The following is a 20,115-nucleotide window of genomic DNA, read 5'->3' as shown; positions in this document are numbered from 1 at the left end:
CTGCTCTATGTGCTGTACCTGCTGACCTGCTCTGCACAGCCGCCCACACGGGGCACGAAAAAACCCGGCCCAACACTTGCCAGCACAACGCCTGAGAGCCGCGTGGGTTCTCAGGCGCGTGAAGTTCGTGTGATCAGGCTGGGCTGCAAAAGCATTCGCTGCCGCATCCCGCCGCGCCCCCTCAGACCGGGCCGTCTGGGTCTGAATGAATCGGCGGCGAAGTTCATACCGTCAGGATAGCGGGCAAAGGGGGCGGGGGCAAGCCAGCCGGGTTCGCTCTGAACAGGTCAGCCCCAAGCGCCGCCCTGTACCGCAGCCGTGCCTTTGGGATTTGGCCCCCACTTGTTGCTTCCGGGCTGGCTGTCGGTGGCAAAGAAGACGATGATAATAATGCTACCCACCAAAGGCACCAGAATAAGAAGGTAGAGCCACCCAGAGCGGCCCGTATCGTGCAGACGCCGAATGCACAGCGCCAACGCAGGAATGAGCGCAGCAAAGTAGTAAATGACCAGAGGAAGTAAGCTGACCAAACTCAGGGCACTTGGAGAAGTTTCACTGTCCTGAGACATTGATGGAAGCGCGAGTAAAAGGAAAGGAATTTCCAGCGCAAAAATGACAAGGGCGTTGATCAGGGAAAACATCCAGTATTCCCGGCGTCGTGCACGTCCGGTGAAGTTGGCATAATTGTTGCGAAAAACGCTCAGAAATTCATTCATATCCACATCAACATGACATTTATTTTAAGCTCGTGTGACGCAAATGAGGCAGGCATGGGATAAATTAGACTCGCACGGTAAAGCCGTCTAGACAGATGGAAAAACACGGCTCCCAACAGGAACCGTGCCGCCGCAAATACTTTGCTGAACTTTAAGTTCTTAGAGTCCGGCCTGTGCCAGAAACGCGTCCAGCTTCTGCGGGCGAAATCCGCTGAGGCTGGCGGCCACGTCGCCGCTGACCAGCGTGGGCACACTGCGCCTGCCACCGTTCACGCTCATCACGTATTCAGCAGCGCTGTCGTCTTGCTCGATGTTGATTTCTTCAAAGTCCAGTCCCTTCTTCTTGAGGGCGGCTTTGGTGGCGTGGCAATCGGGGCACCAACTGGTCGTATACATTTTGATCATGGGAAAACCTCCTGAGTGGTTGGGGTGGGGTCAGAACCGCTCCGACTCCTGATCTGTCTCCCTATACTTTACAAAATAAAGCATCAGAAGTCAAAACGCCTGAACCGTGGGTAAACCATGACTAAAACGGCCCACCACAGAGGGCAGGCCGTTTGAGCAGGGCTGGAGTTTAGGCTTGAGCCGGGGCTTCTGGTGCAGCCGCAGAAGCCGGAGCTTCGGCAACATCGACATCGGTAGGCAGGTCAGCTTCCAGATCGATATCGGCGGTGCGCGGGTCCACCTTGCGGGGAGCCTTGGGGGTCATGATCATGTTCATGTCCATGCCCATCATGCTCGGCATTCCTTCGGGTGCGCCCACATCAGCCAGCGTATCGGCTACGCGGTGCAAGATACGCTCTCCGAGTTCGGGGTGCGTACGCTCGCGGCCACGGAACATGATGGTCACTTTGACCTTGTGGCCCTCATTGAGGAAGCGGCGCACATGTCCGGCCTTGGTATCGAAATCGTGGTCATCAATCTTCACGCGGAATTTGATGGCCTTGACTTCCTGAGACCGCACGCGCTTGCGGTTTTCTTTTTCGTTCTGCTGCTGCTCGTAGCGGAACCGGCCATAGTCGAGCAGGCGGCAGACGGGCGGCACGGCCTGAGGACTCACCATGACGAGATCCAGAGCCTTCTCACGCGCCATCGCCATGGCATCACGCGTGTCGATAATGCCGATCTGCTCGCCGCCGTCTCCAATCAACCTGATCTGACGGACGCGGATTTGCTCGTTGACCTTGTGTTCTTTCGCTATGTTCATCACCTCCGCACGCCCGGCGCACGCTGGCGCTCTGGACGGCTGTGGCCCACCTGTCTTCTCTGGTTTCAGCGCAGGGCTGGTATAGACCAGACTTCCGGGTGGGCAGACTCCTGAGTTTACCACGCGGCCCGCCCTTCTCTGGCATGGCGACCACTCATCTGAAATTGAGCGTCGCGCCATGCTCTGTTGCTGCCGCCTCATCTGCGCTCTGCCATGCTGTCAGACATGACCGCTTTGCCCTCTCCTGTTTCTCCTCACCCAGCTTCGGCCTACACCTTTGGCCCACTGGCCGCCCGCAACGCGGATTTGGAGGTCTTGCTGACCGATGGCCTCGGCGGATTTGCCCTGAGCAGTCTGGCGGGCGTGCCGACCCGCTGCTACTCAGGTCTGGCAGTCAGTCAGCAGCCGCCTGTGCGACGTTATTCGCATCTGGTGTCGCCGCTGGAGGTGCTGCGCGTGGGAAATGAAGAAATACCCCTGCACGCACTGGAAATCGCGCCTGGTGTGTTCGAGGGGCGCGGGCTGGAAACTCTGACGGGCGCGACCATCTGGGATCTGTTGCCCGAGCGTGAACAGTTGGTGCGCGGCGTGCAGGTGCGGCGGCGGATGTGTGCGCCCCGGCACTCCGGCGCGGTGGTGTATCTGTACGAGGTTCAGAGCCGCGTGCCCGTCACGCTGACGCTGGGCGGATTTTTTGTCGACCGGGATATGCACCATGTTCACCGCGCCGCCCCCGACCTGGGCTTTGCCGTTCAACCGGGAGGCCGACAGGTACGCGTGCAGGGCGAGCGGGAAACGCGGGTCACGCTGCATCTGCCGCAGGGGGCGGGAGTGACGGCTGATCCTCTGACCCCGGCTCCCTTTTCGCAGCGGGTGTACTACCGCCACGACGCCGCCCGCGGAGAACCGGAGGTGGAATACACGCGGGGCGCAGCGCTCTGGCAGGTGCATGTTCCGGCTGGAGGCGGGCAGGTGAGCCTGGTGGTCCAGGGCGTGATGCCCGGCACAGACCAGCCCGCTGTGGCCGACCCCTGGGCCGCCTACGGGCAGGAAGCCCTGCGCCGCCGCCAACTGGCCGAGCAGGCCTGGCGGGCGTCGGGCGTGCGGGATGAAGTGGTGGCGACGCTGGCCGTGGCTGCCGACGCCTATCTGGTCCAGCGGGTGAATGTGGGCGCGGCCAGCAGCAGCCTCAGCGTGATCGCGGGTTATCCCTGGTTTGCCGACTGGGGACGCGACGCCATGATCGCCCTCTCTGGCCTGACGCTGGTTACGGGCAGATACGAAGAAGCCCGCGAAATCCTGGGCACGTTTCTGGGATCGCTGCGGCGAGGGCTGACGCCCAACAATTTTCATGACGACGGCACAGGCGCGGGGTTCAATACCGTAGACGGCGCACTCTGGCTGGCGGTGGCGCTGGAGCGGTATGCCCGTACCACGGGCGACGGCCCGTTTGCGCGGGCAGCCCTGCCCCAACTGCGCGAGCTGTTGCGCTGGCATCTGGAAGGCACCGATCACGGCATTGCCGCCGACCCCACCGACGGCCTGCTGCGGGCCGGAGAACCCGGCGTACAACTGACGTGGATGGATGTGAAGATCAAGGACTGGGTGGTGACGCCCCGGCACGGCAAACCGGTAGAAATTCAGGCGCTGTGGCTGGCCGCACTGGGGGCCGAAGCCCGCCTGTCGGAGGCGTTGGGGGAGGCCCCGATGTATGTCGGAGTGCTGGGCCGCGCACACCAGGGATTCGGCGCACTGTGGGGAGCAGACCTGGGAGGTACTCAGGAAGGCAATCAGGAGCAACGTCCGGTGGCCGAGGTGCAGACGCCCACCAGCCCGTCTGCACCCGGAGGCATGGACATGGGGTCACTGGACAGAGGGCCGCTGGGGATAGGGTCGCTGGGGATCAGACCCGTGGGCATGGGGGGCCTGACAGGAGTGTTCGGCATAGGCAGCATCGGCATGGGCGACAGCAATTTTTTATCTGCTCATGGAGGGGCACAGGTGCCCAGGCCGTCTGCCATTCCGAGTGCACCTGAGCCGCCCCGCGCCACTCTGGCCGATCTGCTGGCCCCGGATGCAGACGGCCACTGGCAGCCCGACTGGAGCGTGCGCCCCAATGCCGCCATTGCGCTGGCACTCCCCGATACCCCCGCCACTGCCGCCCAGACCGACGCCGTCATTCGGGACATAGAAGCGCATCTGCTGACTCCGGTGGGCCTCCACACCCTCTCACCCCTTGACCCGCGCTACCTGGGCAACTACGGCGGGCCGCAACTGGTGCGCGACGCGGCCTACCATCAGGGGACGGTGTGGCCCTGGCCGCTGGGCGCATTTGTAGAAGTGCTGCTGTCGCGGGGAGAAATGCGCCGCGCCCGTGCTGCGCTGGCAGGGCTGACCGGGCACATCTGGGAAGCGGGGCTGGGTCACGTCTCGGAAGTCTTTGCCGGAGACAGCCTGACGCCCGGCGGCTGCCCCTTTCAGGCCTGGAGCGTGGCCGAGGTCTTGCGGGCACATGTCCTGGTGGCACGGGCCGAACAGGCAGCAACACAAAATCTGTCCTAAATCGCGTCTGGTGGGCTGAGTACCCCCAGCGCCCATCACACTTATCGTCAGATTTGCCCTTGACGTACCCCGGACACAAACCCTACCATCCGTGGATGACAGGCACGCTCGAACTTCCGCCGCAGGCCATGCAAGTCGGCTTGGCCGTGGATGTGGCCGCGTTTGCCATGCACGCCGGAGAACTGCGGGTGCTGCTCGTGCAGCGCGGCGCGTTGCCACACGCCCGCGACTGGGCTTTGCCGGGCGGCTTCGTGCAGGGCGGCGAAGAACTGCACGAGGCCGCCCTGCGCGAACTCCGCACCGAAACCACCGTGCAGCTCGAACCCCGCCACCTGGAACAGTTCTATACCTTCGGTGAGGTAGACCGTGACCCACGTGGCCGGATCGTGAGTGTGGCGCACCTGGCGGTGTTGCCCCACGGCACGGTGCGCGTCACGGCGGGCGGGCATACATTGGGCGCGGCCTGGCTGAGTGCCCATCAGCCGCCGCCTCTGGCCTTCGATCATCACCTGATTCTGGACAGGGCCATCAAGCGGCTGCAACTGCGGCTGGAATATGCCAACCTTGCCCTCGAATTTTTGCCCGATACCTTTACGTTGCCCGAATTGCAGGGCGTGTACGAGGCAATCCTGAACCGCAAGCTGGACAAGCGCAATTTCCGCAAACGCCTGCTGACCCTCGGCATTCTGACCCCCAGTGGAGAACGGCGCAGCGGCGTCGGACGGCCCGCCCAGCTGTACAAACGGGCCAAAAATGCGCGGGTGGCAGCGCTGTAAAGCAGTGGCAACAGAGGCTTTCAGGCCAGAAACCTGAACCTGACCAGGGCGTTGTCCGGCTCTGCGGCCTGAGCCATGAATACCCTTCTGGCCGCGCCACCTTCGGAACGACCGGAACCCTCGACCCACTTTCCGCGTACCCATACAGCGTATGAGTCTTGCTTTTCTGATTTTTCTCGTCGCGTGGATTCTGGGCATGATCGGCACGTTTGTTCCTGCCGTACCCGCCACCGTCATCATCTTCGCCGGAACGGTGGCGGCCACCCTGATTGACGGCTTTCAGGTGTGGCCCGATCTTCCCTTCTTGCTGACCTTCGCGGTCATCACCTTCCTGATTTCCATGGTGGATAACGTAGCGAGTGCCTGGGGCGCACGCAAATACGGCGGCAGCAAGCAGGCCGTGTGGGGCGCACTCATCGGCGGTCTGGTGGGGATCTTTATTCCTTTCGGACTGATTCTGGGGCCATTGGCAGGGGCATTGATCGCTGAATTGTTCGTGGTCCGTAAACCTGTGGCGGAAGCCATCCGGGCGGCGTGGGGCACATTGGTGGGCCTGCTGACCGGACTGGTCGCCAAGCTGGTACTGCACCTCCTGATCGGGATTTACGAACTGTGGCGGCTGTGGGACCCGGCCAAAAGTGTGTTTGGGTAAGCCTATTTGGATAAAAGCGGGAAACGAAAACAGAGGCTCCAGCCAATGCACCGGAGCCTCTGATGTTATGGGCAGCGCTCAGCGGGCCAGCAGCAGCGGTGCGATGGCAATAAATCCCACCAGCAGGGCGGGGAGGAGAGGCAGAAGTGCTCCCAGGGCAGCCCGGCCCGTATTGCCCACGGTTTCGCGCAGGGCGAAGAAGGCCAACGCGCACTGGGCCACCGTTCCCAGAACAGTTACGATTCCCAGAGCCAATGCGCCGGAGGTCTGCGCGGCAGAAGCCAACGCTGCCAGCTGGATCAGGCGCGGGTTCTGGCCTGCCGCTGCCAGTGCCGCCCCGGAAGGAAGCCACGCACTGGCCGGAGTGCTGAGGGCCAAGACGATGACCAGCAGATAGAGCGGCACCAGCAGGGCAAACGAGGCGCTGAAGATCTCTGCGACGCGGCTTCCGCGCAGGCTCTGGCCCCGGCCCGCGCCCAGTCGCCCCAGACCCCACATCACGCCAAAGGTCAGCACAGTCAGAAACACGCTGCCGAAGGCATTGGTGAGATGCACGATCAGGGGCGGGGCGGCAGTTTTGGTCAGCTCGGCGGCCAGATTCGCGGCGGGACGCACGAGCAGCGCGTAAGCCACGCCCGACAGCAGCGCCGTGACCACCACTGCGGCCCAGTAGCGCCACCACAACGGCTCGGATTGGGCCAGCTGGGCACCAAATCCACGCGGCCCGGTCAGCAGGTCGATGGGCAGCGGTGCGGGTGCGCTGGCAGGCGGCGGAATCAGTGGCGCGGGTTTCAGTTTGCGGGGGCGGCGGGACATCGGGCTTACTGTAGCGGGCCAGCAGGGCCAAGGTGAATGGGGTATTTTTCACCCCACGGCAAAAGCGGTGGTGCCTAGCGCAGCGCTCCTTGCAGATTGGCAAAGACCTGCGCCATGGCGGGCAGGGTCAGGAGGGCGGCCACCACGCCAAACAGCACCACCCCCACATAGGCCGCACTGAGCCAGGGTCCCGGCACACTTCTGACCGCAGGATCGGGTCTGGGCACCAGCCACAGATGCAGCACCAGCAGCACCACGCCACCAAACAGCAGCGCCCCCAACGCCAGCGGAACCGTGAGCGCGGGGTTGCGGAGCAGGTCGCCCGTCTCGGTGGGGTCCGGCAGGTTACGGCCTGCCAGGAATGCGCCCAGACCGACAGCAATGGAATTGTTCAGGGCGTGGACGATCACGGCGTTCCATAAACTTCCGGTGTGCTGGGTCAGGCGGGCCAGCGCGTAGGCCAGCGGCAAAATCCCCGCGACGCTGGCCGGGACGCCGTGCGCGACGGCAAAGGCGGCGCTGACGGTCAGGGCCGCCACCGTAAACCCCGCCGCCCGCTCGTGCCCGCGCATCATCAGCCCCCGGAACGCCACTTCTTCGGCAAAGGGAATCAGGAGGCCCGCCGCCAGCAACAAGGCCCACAGATCCGGCCCCTTGCTCAAAAACTGCGGGATGGCATCGGCACCAGAGGGAAACAGCACCACAAAAAACAGGGCGAAGGCCCGCGACGCCAGAAATGCCAAGACAAAAGCCGCGATCGCCAGCCCCCAGGAGGGCGGCGTACGCCAGCGCGAATCCTGCACCAGCGCCCGCATGGCAGGCCGGAACACGGTCAGGGCCAGAATGGCATTTGCCACGAACGACAGCAGCAAGGCCGTACCCAGCGGCACACCCCGGGCCATCAGCACCCCCGAAACCACATTCTGAGTCAGCAACAGGGTCAGTGCGGCGCGGTTGCCGTCCACAGCCCGAATGCCGGAATCTGCAGGAGGCCTCACCGGAATCTGGTCGGTGGGCCACACCGGGGCGTGTGCTTCCGGCGGTGCTGGTGTGGGGGATGAAGGGGCGTCGGGGGCCGTCATGGGGCCAGCCTAGCGCGAAGGACAGGCAGTGGTAAGTGGTCAGTAGTGAGTGGAAAAGGCCAAAAGAGACAGCATCAAGGTGTTGCCTTTCATCTTTTTCCACTTCCTGCTGACCACTCATCTCCTACATCCCCGTCAGCACCCCGATGGCCCGCTCCAGCGCCTCATCCGTGATCTGATGGTGCAGCACGAAGCGCACCGAGTCGGGGCCGAGGGCATTGGCATGGACGCCCGCTTCGGCCCAGCGTGCGGCGTGGGCGGCGGCGTCGGGCAGGGTCGCGTAGATGATGTTGGTCTGCACGGCGGCCAGATTCACAGAGAATCCGGCTTCGACCAACGCCTCGGCCAGCGTGCGGGCGCGGCGGTGATCCTCTTTGAGCAGAGCGGGGCCATCTTGGAGGGCCACCAACGCGGCGGCGGCCAGCACTCCGGCCTGACGCATCCCGCCGCCCATCATCTTGCGGTAGCGGTGCGCCTGAGCCATGTGCGCGGCGCTGCCCACCAGCACGCTACCCACGGGCGCACCCAGCCCCTTGCTGAGGCACACGCTGACCGTATCAAACTGCCCGGTGATCTCGGAAAGGGGCACGTCCAGCGCGGCGGCGGCATTGAAGACCCGTGCGCCGTCCAGATGCAGCGGCAGGCCTTCCTGATCGGCCACGGCGCGGATTCCGGCCAGCACCTCCAGCGGAATGACCGTGCCGCCCGCCTTGTTGTGGGTATTTTCCAGGCTGATCATGCCACTGGGCGACTGGTGAATGCTGCGGCGCACGGCGGCCCGCACGCCTTCCGGGTCGGGCACACCCAGAGGCGCGGGCACGAACCGGGGCACCACACCGCTGAAGGCCGCCATCATGCCCAGTTCCCATTCATAGATATGGCTGCCCTCGGCGCAGATCACTTCATGCCCACGCTGGGTGTGGAGTGCAATGGCGACCTGATTGGTCATGGTGCCGGACGGCATGAACAGGCCCGCCTCGTGCCCGGTCAGGCGGGCGACTTCCGCTTGCAGGGCGTTCACGGTGGGGTCTTCGCCGTACACATCGTCGCCCACCGCTGCCGCTGCCATCGCCGCCCGCATCTGGGGTGTAGGAGTGGTGACGGTATCGGAGCGCAGATCGGCAATCAGGGGGGGATGGGGCATGGGACAGAGTGTAGGGGCGCTACGCGCCGGAAGTGGTGAGTGGGGAGTGGTCAGTGGGAAGGTCAAAAGATTTGGGAGCTATTGAGTGCGGTGTCTTTCCCACTGCCCACTGCCCACAACCTCCCCCAGCCCCCGCACTGTAAGGCCATGAGTTGCCGCCTCGCCGCCTACCCGTCATGATGGCGGGATATGCGTGACCCCGCGTTGGACGCTGTGATGGATGCCCTCAAGACCGTGAACGACCCGGAATTGCACCGCGATCTGGTATCGCTGGGCATGATCGAACGGGCCGAAGTATCGGGCGGTGTGGCCGCCGTGAAGGTGAACCTGACCACGCCTGCCTGCCCGCTGAAAGGCAAGATTGAGGGCGATGTGCGGGAAGCCGTGATGGCCGTGCCCGGAATTACCGATGTCGTCGTCACCTTCGGCGCAATGGTGCGTGCGCCTGCTCAGCCTGCCCTGCCCGGTGTCAAACATGTGTTGCTGGTGGGCAGCGGCAAAGGCGGCGTGGGCAAAAGCAGCGTGGCCGTGAATATCGCCGCCGCCCTCGCCCGCGACGGAGCCAAGGTGGGCCTGCTGGACGCCGATGTCTACGGCCCCTCCGTGGCGCACATGATGGGGCAGGGTGCGGCCAAAGTGACCGCCAACGCCGAGCGCAAAATGCAGCCGATAGAGGCCCACGGCGTGCGCTTTATTTCTATGGCGAACCTGTCTCCTGCGGGGCAGGCGCTGGTGTGGCGCGGGCCGATGCTGCACAGCGCGGTGCAGCAGTTTCTGAAAGATGCCGCGTGGGGCGACCTCGATTATCTGATCGTAGACCTGCCACCCGGCACCGGCGACGTGCAGCTTAGCCTGACCCAGACCGTGCAGGTCACGGGGGCCGTCATCGTGACCACTCCGCAAGACGTGGCCCTGATCGATGCGGCACGGGCCATCGATATGTTCCGCAAAGCCAGCGTGCCGGTGCTGGGCATCGTAGAGAACATGAGTTACTTCGTGGCCCCCGACACGGGCCTGACCTATGACCTGTTCGGGCGCGGCGGCTCGCGCAAACTGGGAGCCGAGCACCTGCTGCTGGGCGAAGTGCCCATAGACATCGAAGTGCGTCAGGATGCCGATGCAGGCGTGCCTGCGGTGTTGGCGCACCCGGATTCGGCAGCGGCAGCGGCCCTGATCCAGATTGCCCGCAACCTCGCCGGACAGGTCAGCGTGCGTTCGTTGGCCCAATCTCTGGCCGACCTGCCCGACCAACTCACCGTCGTATGAGCCTGGCTTCCTACAACTCTCAGCCTGCCAGCAGCCCCACCAGTTCCAGCCTGCCCGCCCCCGAGCGCACCAAAACGCGACTGCTGGAGCTGATCAAGCGGCATGGCCCCCAGACCGCGCAGGATCTGGCCTACAAGCTGGAAGTCAGCGTGCCCGCCGCTCGCCGCCACCTCTGCGACCTGCAAGACGGCGGCCTGATCGAATCGCGCACCGAGCGCCCCGGAGGGCGTGGACGGCCCCAACACGTGTTTGCCCTCACGGATCAGGGCGAGGCGTCCTTTCCCAAAACGTATTCGGGTCTGTGCGTCGATGTGCTGCGGCACGTGCAGCAACTGTTCGGTCAGGGGGCAGTGTTGCAGGTCTTCGATGCCCGCAGCGCCGAAATCGCACGCCGTCTTCAGGCAGAAGTTCCCCGGTCTTCTCCCCTGCCAGAACGTGTGCAGGCCTTTGTGCGTGTGCTGTGCGACATGGGCTTTGACGCCGTGGCCGAACAGGAGGGCGACGTCTGGCTGGTCAGCAAGCGCAACTGCCCCAATCTGACGGTGGCGCGGCAATTTCAGGAACTGTGTATCAGTGAACTGACTCTGTACCAGGAGTTGCTGAACGTGCCGATGACCCGCGAAACGCGGATCGCCTGCGGCCAGAGCGCCTGCCTCTACCGGATCGGCCCCTGAGCATGCCGCCGTCGCCGCCCATCAGTGTGCCGGGTGTGGCCCAGATTCCAGCCCATGAGACGCCTGCGGGCACGGCTCAGGCGTTGGCGCCGCTGCACAGTCTGGTGGCGTGGCCCCCGGCCGAACTCGACGGCTGGCTGCGACGTACCCAGGAGCGCCTGAACGTGCGGGCATTCGGTCTGCCTCATCTGAATCTGCGTGCCCCGTTCCGTACCGCACTTGGCAGCCGTGAGCTGGTCAGCGCTTTCCGTCACCTGCTGGCCGAAACCCCGCCCTTTGAGGTACGGATTCTGGGCTGGAAACAGCTTCCCCACGCCCTGATGCTGGAATGCGAGCGTGCGCCCGAGTTGCTGGCCCTGCACCGCCGCGCTCTGGAGGTGCTGCCCGGCAGTCAGGCTCCGTACGACGGCGACTCATACATGCCGCACCTGACCCTGGCTTTGGGCATCTTGCCCTGGGCCGAAGCGTACCTCTGGGAAGAAGTGCGCCACCTGACGCCGCCCATCTCGCACTTTACGGTCACGGCCCTGAGTCTGACGCGGGAAATGCGGGGCGAGGTGCAGGAATTGCATACCTTTCCGCTGGAAAAACCAGCTGTAATGAGTGGTGAGTGGGCAGTGGGCAAAGAAGAACAGGCCGGGGGCGGGGCGTGACTCGGCACCAGAAGTAGACAACAAAAAATATGGATCGGAGATCGTGGCAACTACCCAAACCACGTTCTCCGATCCACGTTCTAGAGTCCTGCTCTGGTCTTTTCCTCCACCCTACAACCCGCGTCCTACAACCTCAGACACCCACAGGCAGCTTCAGCATTCCGGCCAAAGCGTCCATAAATCCATCGAATCCGGCGAAATCGAGCTGCTGCTCGTTGTCGCTGAGCGCGGTAGCGGGGCTGGGGTGGACTTCGATGTGGATGCCGTCTGCGCCGACAGCCAGGGCTGCTTTAGCCAGCGGAATCAGCAGGTCGCGGCGGCCCGCAGCGTGGGTCACGTCCACGATCACGGGGAGGTGGGTTTCCTGCTTGGCAAGGGCCACTGCCGACAGATCGAGGGTGTTGCGGGTCCACTTCTCAAAGGTACGGATGCCGCGCTCGCACAGAATGACTTCGTTGTTGCCTTCCGACAGGATGTACTCGGCGGCGTAGAGCCACTCTTCGATGGTGGCGCTCAGGCCGCGCTTGAGCAGCACGGGGCGGCGAGAACGGCCCACCTCGCGCAGCAGGGCAAAGTTATGCATGTTGCGTGCGCCTACCTGCAAGATATCGGCGTGTTCGGCCACGACTTCCACGTCGCGGGTATCCATGACCTCGGTAATAAACAGCATGCCGTTGTCGCGGGCGGCGCGGCCCCCGATGATCAGGCCGTCCACGCCCATGCCCTGGAATCCGTAGGGACTGGTGCGGGGCTTGTACGCGCCGCCGCGCAGGATCTTCACGCCTTTGCCTGCTAGGAAAGCGGCAGTCTGGTCCATCTGCTCCTCGGATTCGATGGAGCAGGGGCCAGCGATGATGGTGGGGGCGGCATTTCCGCCGATCTGCACGCCGTCGATGTCCAGCACGGTGTCGTCACGCTTGACCTTGCGCGATACGAGCAACTGCTTTTTGTCGTTGCTTTCTTCGAGATCAAGGCTGGCCTTGAAGATTTCCTTGAAAATGGCCTTTACGGCAGCGCCCGTAAAGGGGCCGGGGTTCAGAGACTCCATTTCCTTGAGCTGCTTGTCTTCGCGGGCGGGATCGTAGTGGTGCGGGCGGCCTTCTTGCGTCTTGGCGTGGCCGATCTGGGCCACCACTTCGCCGCGCCTGGAAAGCAAGACCAGAAGGTCCCGGTTGATCTGATCCACCTCGGCGCGGAGGTCGTCAATACTGCGGTGCGGTTGTGTCATTGCGTCAGTGTAGGAAACTCTCGCCTGCTAGGGCGTGGGCCTTGCTAGTCAATTGAAAAGAGTTGTCCAAAACAGGCACGCCAAAGAGGGGTTTCTCACGCTGTGGGTTCAATCTGGCCGGGTTCTGGAGTATTGACCATATGAGCCGCCACCCGTGCAAGTGCGGCGTATAACTCCTGCGCGTCGGCCTGCGAGATACTGGGAGTCGCCTGCAAAGCAGCCTGCATACACGCCAGCCACGCCCCCCCCCGTGTAGGGGTAATGGCGTGTGGCAGATGCCGCGCCCGCAACCGTGGATGACCGTAGCGTTCGTGATAGAGCGGCGGGCCACCCAGAAACCCGGTCAGGAAGGCCAGTTGTTTTTCGGCGGTTTCGGTCAGGTCAGCGGGAAAAATGGGAGCCAGATCAGGATTTTCGGCCACCAGACCATAAAAACGGGTCACGAGGTCGGCCAATGCTGCTGGCCCGATCCGGTCATACAGCGTGCCGCCCGCCGTGAGTTGCAAACTGGGAGGAATGACGCTCATGCGGGCAGGCTAGCGCGGAAGAGGTGGGTAAGCGGTGAACCAGCATCACCATTACTCGCGTTTAAGTGACGCACGCGGCAGGCCCAGCAACAGCGCCAGCGGCCCCAACAGGAGCGCCCAGAGCGCCACCTGCACGCCAAACTGCTGTGCCAGCCCGCCCAGCGCAATGGGTACCAGACCCGCCAGCACCGCCGATATGGACCCCAAGGCCATCACCGTGCCACTCTGGGCGGGCAGCAGGGTATACAGGCGGGCCTGCAACACCGCGTACCAGCCGGAGGTCAGCAGCCCCAGCACACCCAGAAGGGCCAGCTTGACGCCCATTTGCGGCACCATCAGAAAGGCGGCGAACGTCACCGCCACCCCCGCCGCACTCAGGCGCACGTAGGCCACACCCGACACCCGCTCCAGCACAGGCACGATCAGCACGTCTCCGATCAGGCCCACGCCGGTCAGGACGATAACCGCCAGGCCCGCCTGGGCTGCACTGGCCCCCACCGCGTCTACGAAATACAGGGCCACAAAGCCCCGGAATATGTCCAGCATGAGGTCGGCACATTCGAGCAGCAGCAGGGAACGGCGAATCTGGCTCCGGCTCAGGGCGGCGCGTAGGCCCTGCCAGCCTGCCCAGAAGGTGTCCGGCAGTGGATTTGAGAATGGGCCTGACACCGAGGAATCTGGAGAGGACTGCACCGATGGATCGAGCTGCGCCCGCACAGACCACAGCAGCGCCAGGGCCACCAGCGCCAGCCCTGCCAACCCGACGAATACCGGACGCCAGCCTCCACCCAGCGCCGCCGCCAAACTCACCAGCAGCGGGCCGCCGAGGTTGCCCACCGATCCGGCCAGTGCCCAGCGGGCCATATTCTGTTCGTGTCGGGCAGGGTCGGCGTCCATCAGGGCGGCCTGGGTCAGGCTCACGAACGCGCCCGAGGCCGGATAGAACAGCAGCAGCGCCAAGAGCAGCGGCCAGAACCCGGTGGCTGCGGCAACCAACAGCAGTGCCGCCGCAAAGCACAGGCCGCCCCCCACGATCAGCCAGCGCCTGCGGCCCGCATCGGCCAGGAAGCCCAGCGCAGGCTCCAAGAGATTGGCGAATACAGCCGGAATGCCGAGCAGCAAACCCACCTGTACGTAATTCAGAGACAGATCGGAGCGAAGAGAAGGCCACGCCGCGCCTGTTGTGCCGTCCACCAGTTCATCGACCAGTTCAGCCGCCAGGGCAGCCAGTAAAAACAGGGCGGGCGTCGGTAAACGGCGCAGACGAGCACGACGGCTTTTAAGGGTACGTAAATTCATGGGACTGTTCCTTTTGGGCAAGAGGCGAACACGCAGAAAAAGCGGTTGCGCCCCGTTGCGGCGGGGAAAGTCCGGTACAGGCGGCCTTATTCGGGCAGCCCAGAGGCCCAGATCACCAGGGTGGGAAGGACATACCTGAAGGTACATCTGAACAGGGGTAAAAGCAAAGAGGCTCCAGCAGCAATTGCCAGAGCCTCTGAAGGGAAGAAATTCAGGGTGGAGCCGAGCGGTGCGGGTTTTTCCTGCTTCCCACAGCCCGTCCCCAGAGCCTCAGCTCCAGTTCCAGACCGTCGGTTCGTACTCGTAGGCCCCGCCGATCATGCGGCGAATGTGGCCCAGCGCGTGAAACGGGAAGTGATAGCCCGTGACCCACAGTCCCTCGGTGGTGACCTGATCGAACAGGCGTTGGCGCGTGCGGGCCGCCAGTGCGCCGTCGGTATCGAAGCCCACGTAAGCGCCCCGGTGTTTCAGGCTCAGCAGGAAATGTCCGGCAGCGTCTCCGAAGACCATCAGTCCTGCATCGCCGCTCTGGGCACGCACGCTGAGGTGGTTGAGGGTGTGGCCGGGGGTCAGGATGGCCGTCAGACCGGGCACGATTTCGGCTCCCGGCTGGATCAGGGTAAAGCGGTCACGCAGGCCGATCAGGTTGGCCTGCACCGCTGCGTTGGGGTTGGCCTGAGTCGTCCAGAACTGGAATTCTGCCGCGCCCATCACGTGCCGCGCCTGCGGAAAGGTGGGCTGCCCCGCCGTGGTCAGACCGCCGATATGGTCGCCGTGGCCGTGCGTGATGAACACCGTGTCGATGGTGGCGGGGTCGATGCCTGCCCGCCGAATGTTGGCGAGCATCTGACCCGCCGTGCCGCCGCGCCCGGTATCGATCAGGATGCGGTTGCTGCCCGTTTCGATAATCGTGGGGTTGAAGTGGTTAACCGTATTGGTGGCGGCGACATGGTACTCGGCCAGCGTCGCGGCAAACTCGGCCTGACGGTCAGGATTCGCGCCCCAGGTGGGCAGCAGTGCGGCCAGCGGAGCCGTGCCGTCGCTGAGGACAGTCACGGTCATTCCCCCGATTTTCTGGCGGTAAAAGCCGTTGCCGTTCTGGGGCGCAGTGGGGGCGGCAGGCGCAGCAGCGGGCGTCGTCTGGGCCAGCGCCAGCGGTGAGGCGGCAGCCACGGCCCCAGTCAGGCCCAGAAGTTGCAGGGCGCGGCGGCGATCAAGCGGAGCGGTGGGCAGGTCAAATTGGTTGTCAGACATGAAAAAACCTCCGGCGCAGGGGCCAAAGAGAACAACGGGACATGGGTCGAAGCCGGATAGACGGCAGGGTGAGCGACGCGTCATCCAGAGAGAAATGCAATTACCTTTCAACGTTGAAGGGTATCCGGGGTGCAGAAAGTATTCAGCGACACTCAGAGTGTTTGCCAGAAGTTTAGAAACTCTGAGTTTTGGAGCCAGGACGTACTTCTCAGACCTCTGCCTTGCAGTCTGCGAGTCGCCTGACTCATTTCATTCGAAGATGAACTTCGGCCTGCTTAGGTGCGGCTCTGGCCCTCGCCGCGCACGACCCATTTGGTGGTGGTCAGTTCGCGCAGGCCCATCGGCCCACGCGCATGCAGTTTTTGCGTGCTGATCGCCACTTCTGCGCCCAAGCCCAGTTGCCCGCCATCATTGAAGCGGGGGCTGGCGTTCACGATCACGGCGGCGCTGTCTACGTCCTGTACAAAGCGTTCGGCCTGCGCTGGGTCGTGGGTGAGGATCACGTCGGTATGGTTGCCGTGCTGGGCGATAAAATCCAGCGCTTCTTCCAGGCCGTCCACGACCCGGATACTGGCGGTCAGGGCCAGAAATTCGGTGCCGTAGTCGGCGTCGGTGGCGGGCTGGGTCTGCACGCCCGCACCGCTGAGCACGGCCCACGCCTCGGCATCGGCCCGCAGGTCCACGCCGTGCGACACGAGGTCCTGGGCGATGGCGGGCAGGGCGGGCAGGGCGGCGCGGGCCACCAACAGGGTATCGAGGGCGTTGCAGGCGCTGGGCTTTTGCACCTTGGCATTGCGGATGATCTGCACAGCCTGTTCCACATCTGCCGGGTCTGCCGTAAAGGAGGCGTCCAGATACACATGCACCACGCCGATGCCGCCCACGATCACGGGCACGGTGGCATTCTCGACGCAGTAGCGGTGCAGGCCCGCGCCACCACGCGGAATAATGGCGTCGACGAGGGTATCGAGCCGCAAGAGTTCGCGCATCCGCTCGCGGGCGGGGTCATGGATGACCTGCACGGCATCGGCGGGAAGGTGCTGGGCGTGCAGAGCAGCGCGGATGGCCTCTTCAAGCGCCGCATTGCTGGATACGGTTTCCTTGCCACCGCGCAGAATCACGGCGTTGCCGCTCATCAGGGCGAGGGCGGCCACATCGACGGTCACGTTGGGGCGGCTCTCGTAGATCACACCCAGAACACCGAGGGGCACGCGCCGCCGAGAGACGCGGATGCCGCTGGGCTGCACTTCTTCGGGCGTGGTTTCACCCACCGGGTCGGGCAGGGCGGCCACCGCTTCCACGTCGGCAGCGATGCCTTCCAGCGAGGATGCCGACAGCCTGAGGCGGTCTACCATGTGCGCGGGCAATTCGGCGGCCTGTGCAGCGGCGATGTCCTGCGCGTTGGCGGCCAGAATGCCAGCCTGCCGCGCCCGCAATTCGGCGGCGATGGCGTGCAGTACAGCCACTTTCTGCGCGGTGGGCAGAGAGCGCAGAACCCGTCCTGCCGCCCGCGCCCGCACGCCCATCTCGTACACCGATGTCGTTGTGATGTTGCCTGCCGCCTCAACTGCCGTCATGAAACCAGCGTAACAGGGCGGGGCAGGCAGAAAGGTGGGGTTGGGTGGGCAACTCCCCAGTACCGGAACTACCCCAGTACCCGAACCAGCGCTCCCAGCTCTTCCAGATGAAAGCGCTGGCCTGTGGCGTGGGCCAGTTGCCGCACCAGACGGCGGGCAGGCAACGACGACAGGTCCAGACTGTTGGCCCCGGTCGAGGTGATCTGGGCGCGTCCGGTCAGGTCGATGACGGTGTGGTACGGCTGCACCAGTCCAGCGGGCAGGCCGCCCCCCGTCAGCACGATCAGGTCAGCGCGTTCGGCCAGAGCACTCAGAGAGGGGTCACGGCGGCTTAGGGCAAAATTCCGCACCCCGGCGGGCAGGTCGCGGGCGGCGCGTTCGGCGTCTGGGGCACTGTCAGCCACCACGCCCACATCGGTAAAGCCCAGGCGTGAGAGAGGCAGGGCGCGGGCCAGATCGTCGGCGTTGTTGCCCAGCAATACGGCGCTTGCGCCGCGTGCCGCGTATCCGGTGGCCTCCAGAGCGTCCATCAACGCTCCCGTCATGGCATAGGTGCCGTGGCTGCCGCCTGTGCCGAAGCCGCCCGTAAACGACACCGCGTCCACGCGCCCTACCCGCCGGGCATCGGCATCGGGGGTTACAGCACCCAGCACCGCATCTTCATGAGAGGAACCGACAAGCGCCCCACAGAATCTGAGGGTATGGCAGGCATCCAGCACAGCTTTCAGGTCGGTATCGGGCACGCTGACCGCCACGATTCCCAGTTCACGAAAGGCGCGGGCGGCTCCGGCAGGCACACCAATCAGGGCAAGGGGCGGGGCGTCGGCATGGGCAGGCATCAGGGTCAAGTGTAGCGTGAAGGCTGGCTCAAGGTCAGCTCGGTGACCAGCCAGAGGCGAGGCGGTACACCGCATACACCAGATGCGGTTCAAACGAACCACTTTCGGCGCACAGGAACACATGCTGACCTGTGGCCTCTGCCAGCACGCCGACCAGGTGTGTCAGGGGGACAAAAGCAGCCTCGTCGGGCACATCCAGCGGGTGCAGGGTGGCTTGCATCAGCTCAGGGCCAAAGTTTAAAAAGAACACGACTTGCAGCGCCCCGGCCCTGTTCAGCCCCGCCCCGCCCGGACAGGCTGTATCCACGTGAAACTCGGCAATCTGTTCCTCGCCTTCTGCCAAAGTTTTTATCTCTGATAGATCGGGCAGTGGGGCGGGTTCGCCGCCAATCAGGAAAGCGCAGGGAAAGGCCCGGTCGAGCGCGTGCATGGCGCGGAGCCACGCGGGGGCGTCGGTACCGAAACTCCAGAGGTTGAGGAGCGAGCCGTCCCACTCAAAGGCGTCGGCCAGATCTGCCCGTTTCATGGCCCCACCCGCTCTGCTCCCGAATACACCGTGAGGCGATCTGCCCGCGCCCAGCCGCACAGAGTGACGCCGAAGGTGGCGGCAGTCTCGGCGGCAAGGCTGGTAGCCGCGCCCACCGTGACCACCACCGCCACGCCTCCCATCACCGCCTTCTGCACGATCTCAAATCCGGCGCGGCTGCTGACCACCAACACCGCATTTGAAAGCGGCAATAATCCGCATTCCAGCGCCCAGCCCAGCACTTTATCGGTGGCGTTGTGGCGGCCCACATCCTCGTAGGCGCACAGACAGGTTCCATCCGGCCCAAACAGGCCCGCCGCGTGCAGCCCACCCGACGCCGTAAACCCCGGCTGATGCGCCTGCAACCGCCCCGGCAACCCGGCCAGAAACGCGGCGCTGAGGGGGCCACCCGTCCAACCCGGCAGGGCCGCCCGCACCGCCAAGCGCTCGATGCTGCCCGTGCCACACACGCCGCACGCACTGGACGACACCCCCATTCGCGCCCCCGCCGCCAACCGCTCATGCTCGGGCGTGTGCAGATGCACCACATTCGGATTCTCCGGGTCAGGTTCCAGCCGCAGATTTCCCAATAACCATCCTTCCGGCAACAGCCCTTCTGCCAGCAGCCAGCCGAGCACCAGTTCGGCGTCGGCTCCGGGCGTTCTCATCAGGACGCCCAGCGTGACCGGGCCGGATGGCGTGTGCAGGCGCACCTCCAGCGGCTCTTCTACAGCCAGCACCTCTGGCCTCTCCCCCATTCCGCTGCCGGAATAGACCTCTGCGGGCCACTGCGTCAGGGCAGCGCTGGACAGGGTGGGGCCGGACATCTGCCCTAGTCCTCTCCGGCTTCCCGCAAGGCACGGCCCGCGCCCTTCAGCACGCCGAACACTGCACCCAGCGCCAGTTGAACATCGCGGTCACGCAGCATACTCAATAGTTCAGGCAGGCCGATGCCCCGGTTGCGGGAGGAGAATTCAGCCACGTACTTGGCCCCCTCGGTGACGCCCGCGCTGACGGCCTGCCCCAGCACGCGCACCTCATCGGGGTTCAGGGCCGAGGCAGTTTTGCCCAGTTCCACCACGTTTTTGATCAGGGTGGTGCTGCTCTCACCCGCCAACAGGTGCAGGGCGGAAGCGCTGAGGCCCTCGCCACCGCGTACCAGCCGCACCAAGACCTCTAAAACGCCGTGTTCGTGCAGCTCGCGCAGCAGGCGCAGGCTTTCGGCCAAGGCTTCGGCAGAATCTCCCACCGAGGCGTCAAGCTTCTGTTGGAGGCTGGGGGGCTGGGGGGTAAATTCGATTGCTTTTGCCATTGGGG

The 20,115-nt window shown here is 64.4% G+C and carries 21 protein-coding genes; 6 read left to right on the top strand and 15 right to left on the bottom strand.

The genetic code is table 11. The annotated features are described in order from the left end of the window. Positions 1 to 287 precede the first annotated feature (287 nt). The 3 genes from F561_RS25110 to infC all read right to left on the bottom strand — a co-directional run bounded on the left by F561_RS25110 (position 288) and on the right by infC (position 1,926). Positions 288 to 716 carry a DUF805 domain-containing protein gene (locus F561_RS25110; RefSeq protein WP_019009494.1) on the bottom strand — a complete coding sequence of 143 codons (429 nt, stop codon included), beginning with the start codon at positions 714 to 716 and terminating at the stop codon, positions 288 to 290. Between the two features lie 159 nt (positions 717 to 875). Then, positions 876 to 1,121 (bottom strand): glutaredoxin domain-containing protein, encoded by a 246-nt coding sequence (locus F561_RS0108295; RefSeq protein ID WP_019009493.1) that lies wholly within the window; start codon positions 1,119 to 1,121, stop codon positions 876 to 878. A 169-nt stretch (positions 1,122 to 1,290) separates the two neighbouring features. Beyond that, on the bottom strand, positions 1,291 to 1,926 hold the full coding sequence (gene infC / locus F561_RS0108290) for a translation initiation factor IF-3 (RefSeq protein WP_026298716.1): 636 nt from the start codon (positions 1,924 to 1,926) through the stop codon (positions 1,291 to 1,293). A gap of 222 nt (positions 1,927 to 2,148) precedes the next feature. Here infC and F561_RS0108285 point away from each other — a divergent pair, with 222 nt between their 5' ends. From F561_RS0108285 to F561_RS0108275, 3 genes are all read left to right on the top strand, one after another. Continuing rightward, positions 2,149 to 4,485 carry an amylo-alpha-1,6-glucosidase gene (locus tag F561_RS0108285; protein WP_157451665.1) on the top strand — a complete coding sequence of 779 codons (2,337 nt, stop codon included), beginning with the start codon at positions 2,149 to 2,151 and terminating at the stop codon, positions 4,483 to 4,485. A gap of 95 nt (positions 4,486 to 4,580) precedes the next feature. Next, complete coding sequence (locus F561_RS0108280) at positions 4,581 to 5,261, top strand: NUDIX hydrolase (RefSeq protein ID WP_019009490.1); 681 nt, start codon at positions 4,581 to 4,583, stop codon at positions 5,259 to 5,261. A 151-nt stretch (positions 5,262 to 5,412) separates the two neighbouring features. After that, entirely contained in the window at positions 5,413 to 5,913 is a 501-nt protein-coding gene (locus tag F561_RS0108275) for a DUF456 domain-containing protein (RefSeq protein WP_019009489.1), read from the top strand. Positions 5,914 to 5,991: 78 nt separating this feature from the next. On the opposite strand, the gene F561_RS0108270 is transcribed toward F561_RS0108275, so the two are convergent. The 3 genes from F561_RS0108270 to F561_RS0108260 all read right to left on the bottom strand — a co-directional run bounded on the left by F561_RS0108270 (position 5,992) and on the right by F561_RS0108260 (position 8,955). After that, positions 5,992 to 6,729, bottom strand: coding sequence for a hypothetical protein (locus F561_RS0108270; protein ID WP_019009488.1), 738 nt, complete (start codon positions 6,727 to 6,729; stop codon positions 5,992 to 5,994). Positions 6,730 to 6,803: 74 nt separating this feature from the next. Then, positions 6,804 to 7,811: a CPBP family intramembrane glutamic endopeptidase gene (locus tag F561_RS0108265; RefSeq protein ID WP_019009487.1), complete on the bottom strand. Its 1,008-nt coding sequence runs from the start codon at positions 7,809 to 7,811 to the stop codon at positions 6,804 to 6,806. Positions 7,812 to 7,935: 124 nt separating this feature from the next. Beyond that, positions 7,936 to 8,955: a threonine aldolase family protein gene (locus F561_RS0108260; protein WP_019009486.1), complete on the bottom strand. Its 1,020-nt coding sequence runs from the start codon at positions 8,953 to 8,955 to the stop codon at positions 7,936 to 7,938. Between the two features lie 189 nt (positions 8,956 to 9,144). Here F561_RS0108260 and F561_RS0108255 point away from each other — a divergent pair, with 189 nt between their 5' ends. Genes F561_RS0108255 through F561_RS0108245 form a run of 3 tightly spaced genes read left to right on the top strand, consistent with a single transcriptional unit; the run spans position 9,145 to position 11,548 of the window. Next, positions 9,145 to 10,221 carry an Mrp/NBP35 family ATP-binding protein gene (locus tag F561_RS0108255; RefSeq protein WP_019009485.1) on the top strand — a complete coding sequence of 359 codons (1,077 nt, stop codon included), beginning with the start codon at positions 9,145 to 9,147 and terminating at the stop codon, positions 10,219 to 10,221. Further along, on the top strand, positions 10,218 to 10,895 hold the full coding sequence (locus F561_RS0108250) for a helix-turn-helix transcriptional regulator (RefSeq protein WP_019009484.1): 678 nt from the start codon (positions 10,218 to 10,220) through the stop codon (positions 10,893 to 10,895). Before F561_RS0108255 ends, F561_RS0108250 begins: the two co-directional genes overlap by 4 nt. A 2-nt stretch (positions 10,896 to 10,897) precedes the next feature. After that, a complete protein-coding gene (locus tag F561_RS0108245) occupies positions 10,898 to 11,548 on the top strand; it encodes a 2'-5' RNA ligase family protein (protein WP_019009483.1) in 651 nt (216 codons plus the stop codon). A 133-nt stretch (positions 11,549 to 11,681) separates the two neighbouring features. Here the strand turns inward: F561_RS0108245 and F561_RS0108240 are convergent, their stop codons facing one another. The 9 genes from F561_RS0108240 to F561_RS0108200 all read right to left on the bottom strand — a co-directional run bounded on the left by F561_RS0108240 (position 11,682) and on the right by F561_RS0108200 (position 20,110). Continuing rightward, on the bottom strand, positions 11,682 to 12,776 hold the full coding sequence (locus tag F561_RS0108240; RefSeq protein ID WP_019009482.1) for a bifunctional 3-deoxy-7-phosphoheptulonate synthase/chorismate mutase: 1,095 nt from the start codon (positions 12,774 to 12,776) through the stop codon (positions 11,682 to 11,684). 95 nt (positions 12,777 to 12,871) lie between these two features. Then, positions 12,872 to 13,303: a globin domain-containing protein gene (locus F561_RS0108235; protein ID WP_019009481.1), complete on the bottom strand. Its 432-nt coding sequence runs from the start codon at positions 13,301 to 13,303 to the stop codon at positions 12,872 to 12,874. A 51-nt stretch (positions 13,304 to 13,354) separates the two neighbouring features. Continuing rightward, complete coding sequence (locus F561_RS0108230) at positions 13,355 to 14,602, bottom strand: MFS transporter (protein ID WP_019009480.1); 1,248 nt, start codon at positions 14,600 to 14,602, stop codon at positions 13,355 to 13,357. A gap of 270 nt (positions 14,603 to 14,872) precedes the next feature. Continuing rightward, positions 14,873 to 15,856 (bottom strand): MBL fold metallo-hydrolase, encoded by a 984-nt coding sequence (locus tag F561_RS0108225; protein ID WP_019009479.1) that lies wholly within the window; start codon positions 15,854 to 15,856, stop codon positions 14,873 to 14,875. Between the two features lie 275 nt (positions 15,857 to 16,131). After that, positions 16,132 to 17,433, bottom strand: coding sequence for a glutamate-5-semialdehyde dehydrogenase (locus F561_RS0108220; RefSeq protein ID WP_051096853.1), 1,302 nt, complete (start codon positions 17,431 to 17,433; stop codon positions 16,132 to 16,134). Positions 17,434 to 17,501: 68 nt separating this feature from the next. After that, positions 17,502 to 18,272, bottom strand: a complete 771-nt coding sequence (locus F561_RS0108215) for a hypothetical protein (protein WP_040380201.1) — start codon at positions 18,270 to 18,272, stop codon at positions 17,502 to 17,504. Between the two features lie 34 nt (positions 18,273 to 18,306). Next, entirely contained in the window at positions 18,307 to 18,798 is a 492-nt protein-coding gene (locus F561_RS0108210) for a hypothetical protein (protein WP_019009476.1), read from the bottom strand. Continuing rightward, positions 18,795 to 19,625 (bottom strand): formate dehydrogenase accessory sulfurtransferase FdhD, encoded by an 831-nt coding sequence (locus F561_RS0108205; protein WP_019009475.1) that lies wholly within the window; start codon positions 19,623 to 19,625, stop codon positions 18,795 to 18,797. The genes F561_RS0108210 and F561_RS0108205 overlap by 4 nt, the downstream gene beginning before the upstream one ends. A gap of 5 nt (positions 19,626 to 19,630) precedes the next feature. Next, the gene (locus F561_RS0108200) at positions 19,631 to 20,110 is read right to left on the bottom strand and encodes a helical membrane plugin domain-containing protein (RefSeq protein ID WP_026298713.1); all 480 of its coding nucleotides are present in this window, start codon (positions 20,108 to 20,110) and stop codon (positions 19,631 to 19,633) included. Positions 20,111 to 20,115: the final 5 nt, after the last annotated feature.

Origin of the sequence: Deinococcus aquatilis DSM 23025 (assembly GCF_000378445.1) — a bacterium.
GTDB classification, from domain to species: domain Bacteria; phylum Deinococcota; class Deinococci; order Deinococcales; family Deinococcaceae; genus Deinococcus; species Deinococcus aquatilis.
Note: the sequence above shows the minus strand (reverse complement) of the source record. Positions and strands in the feature narration are given on the sequence as shown.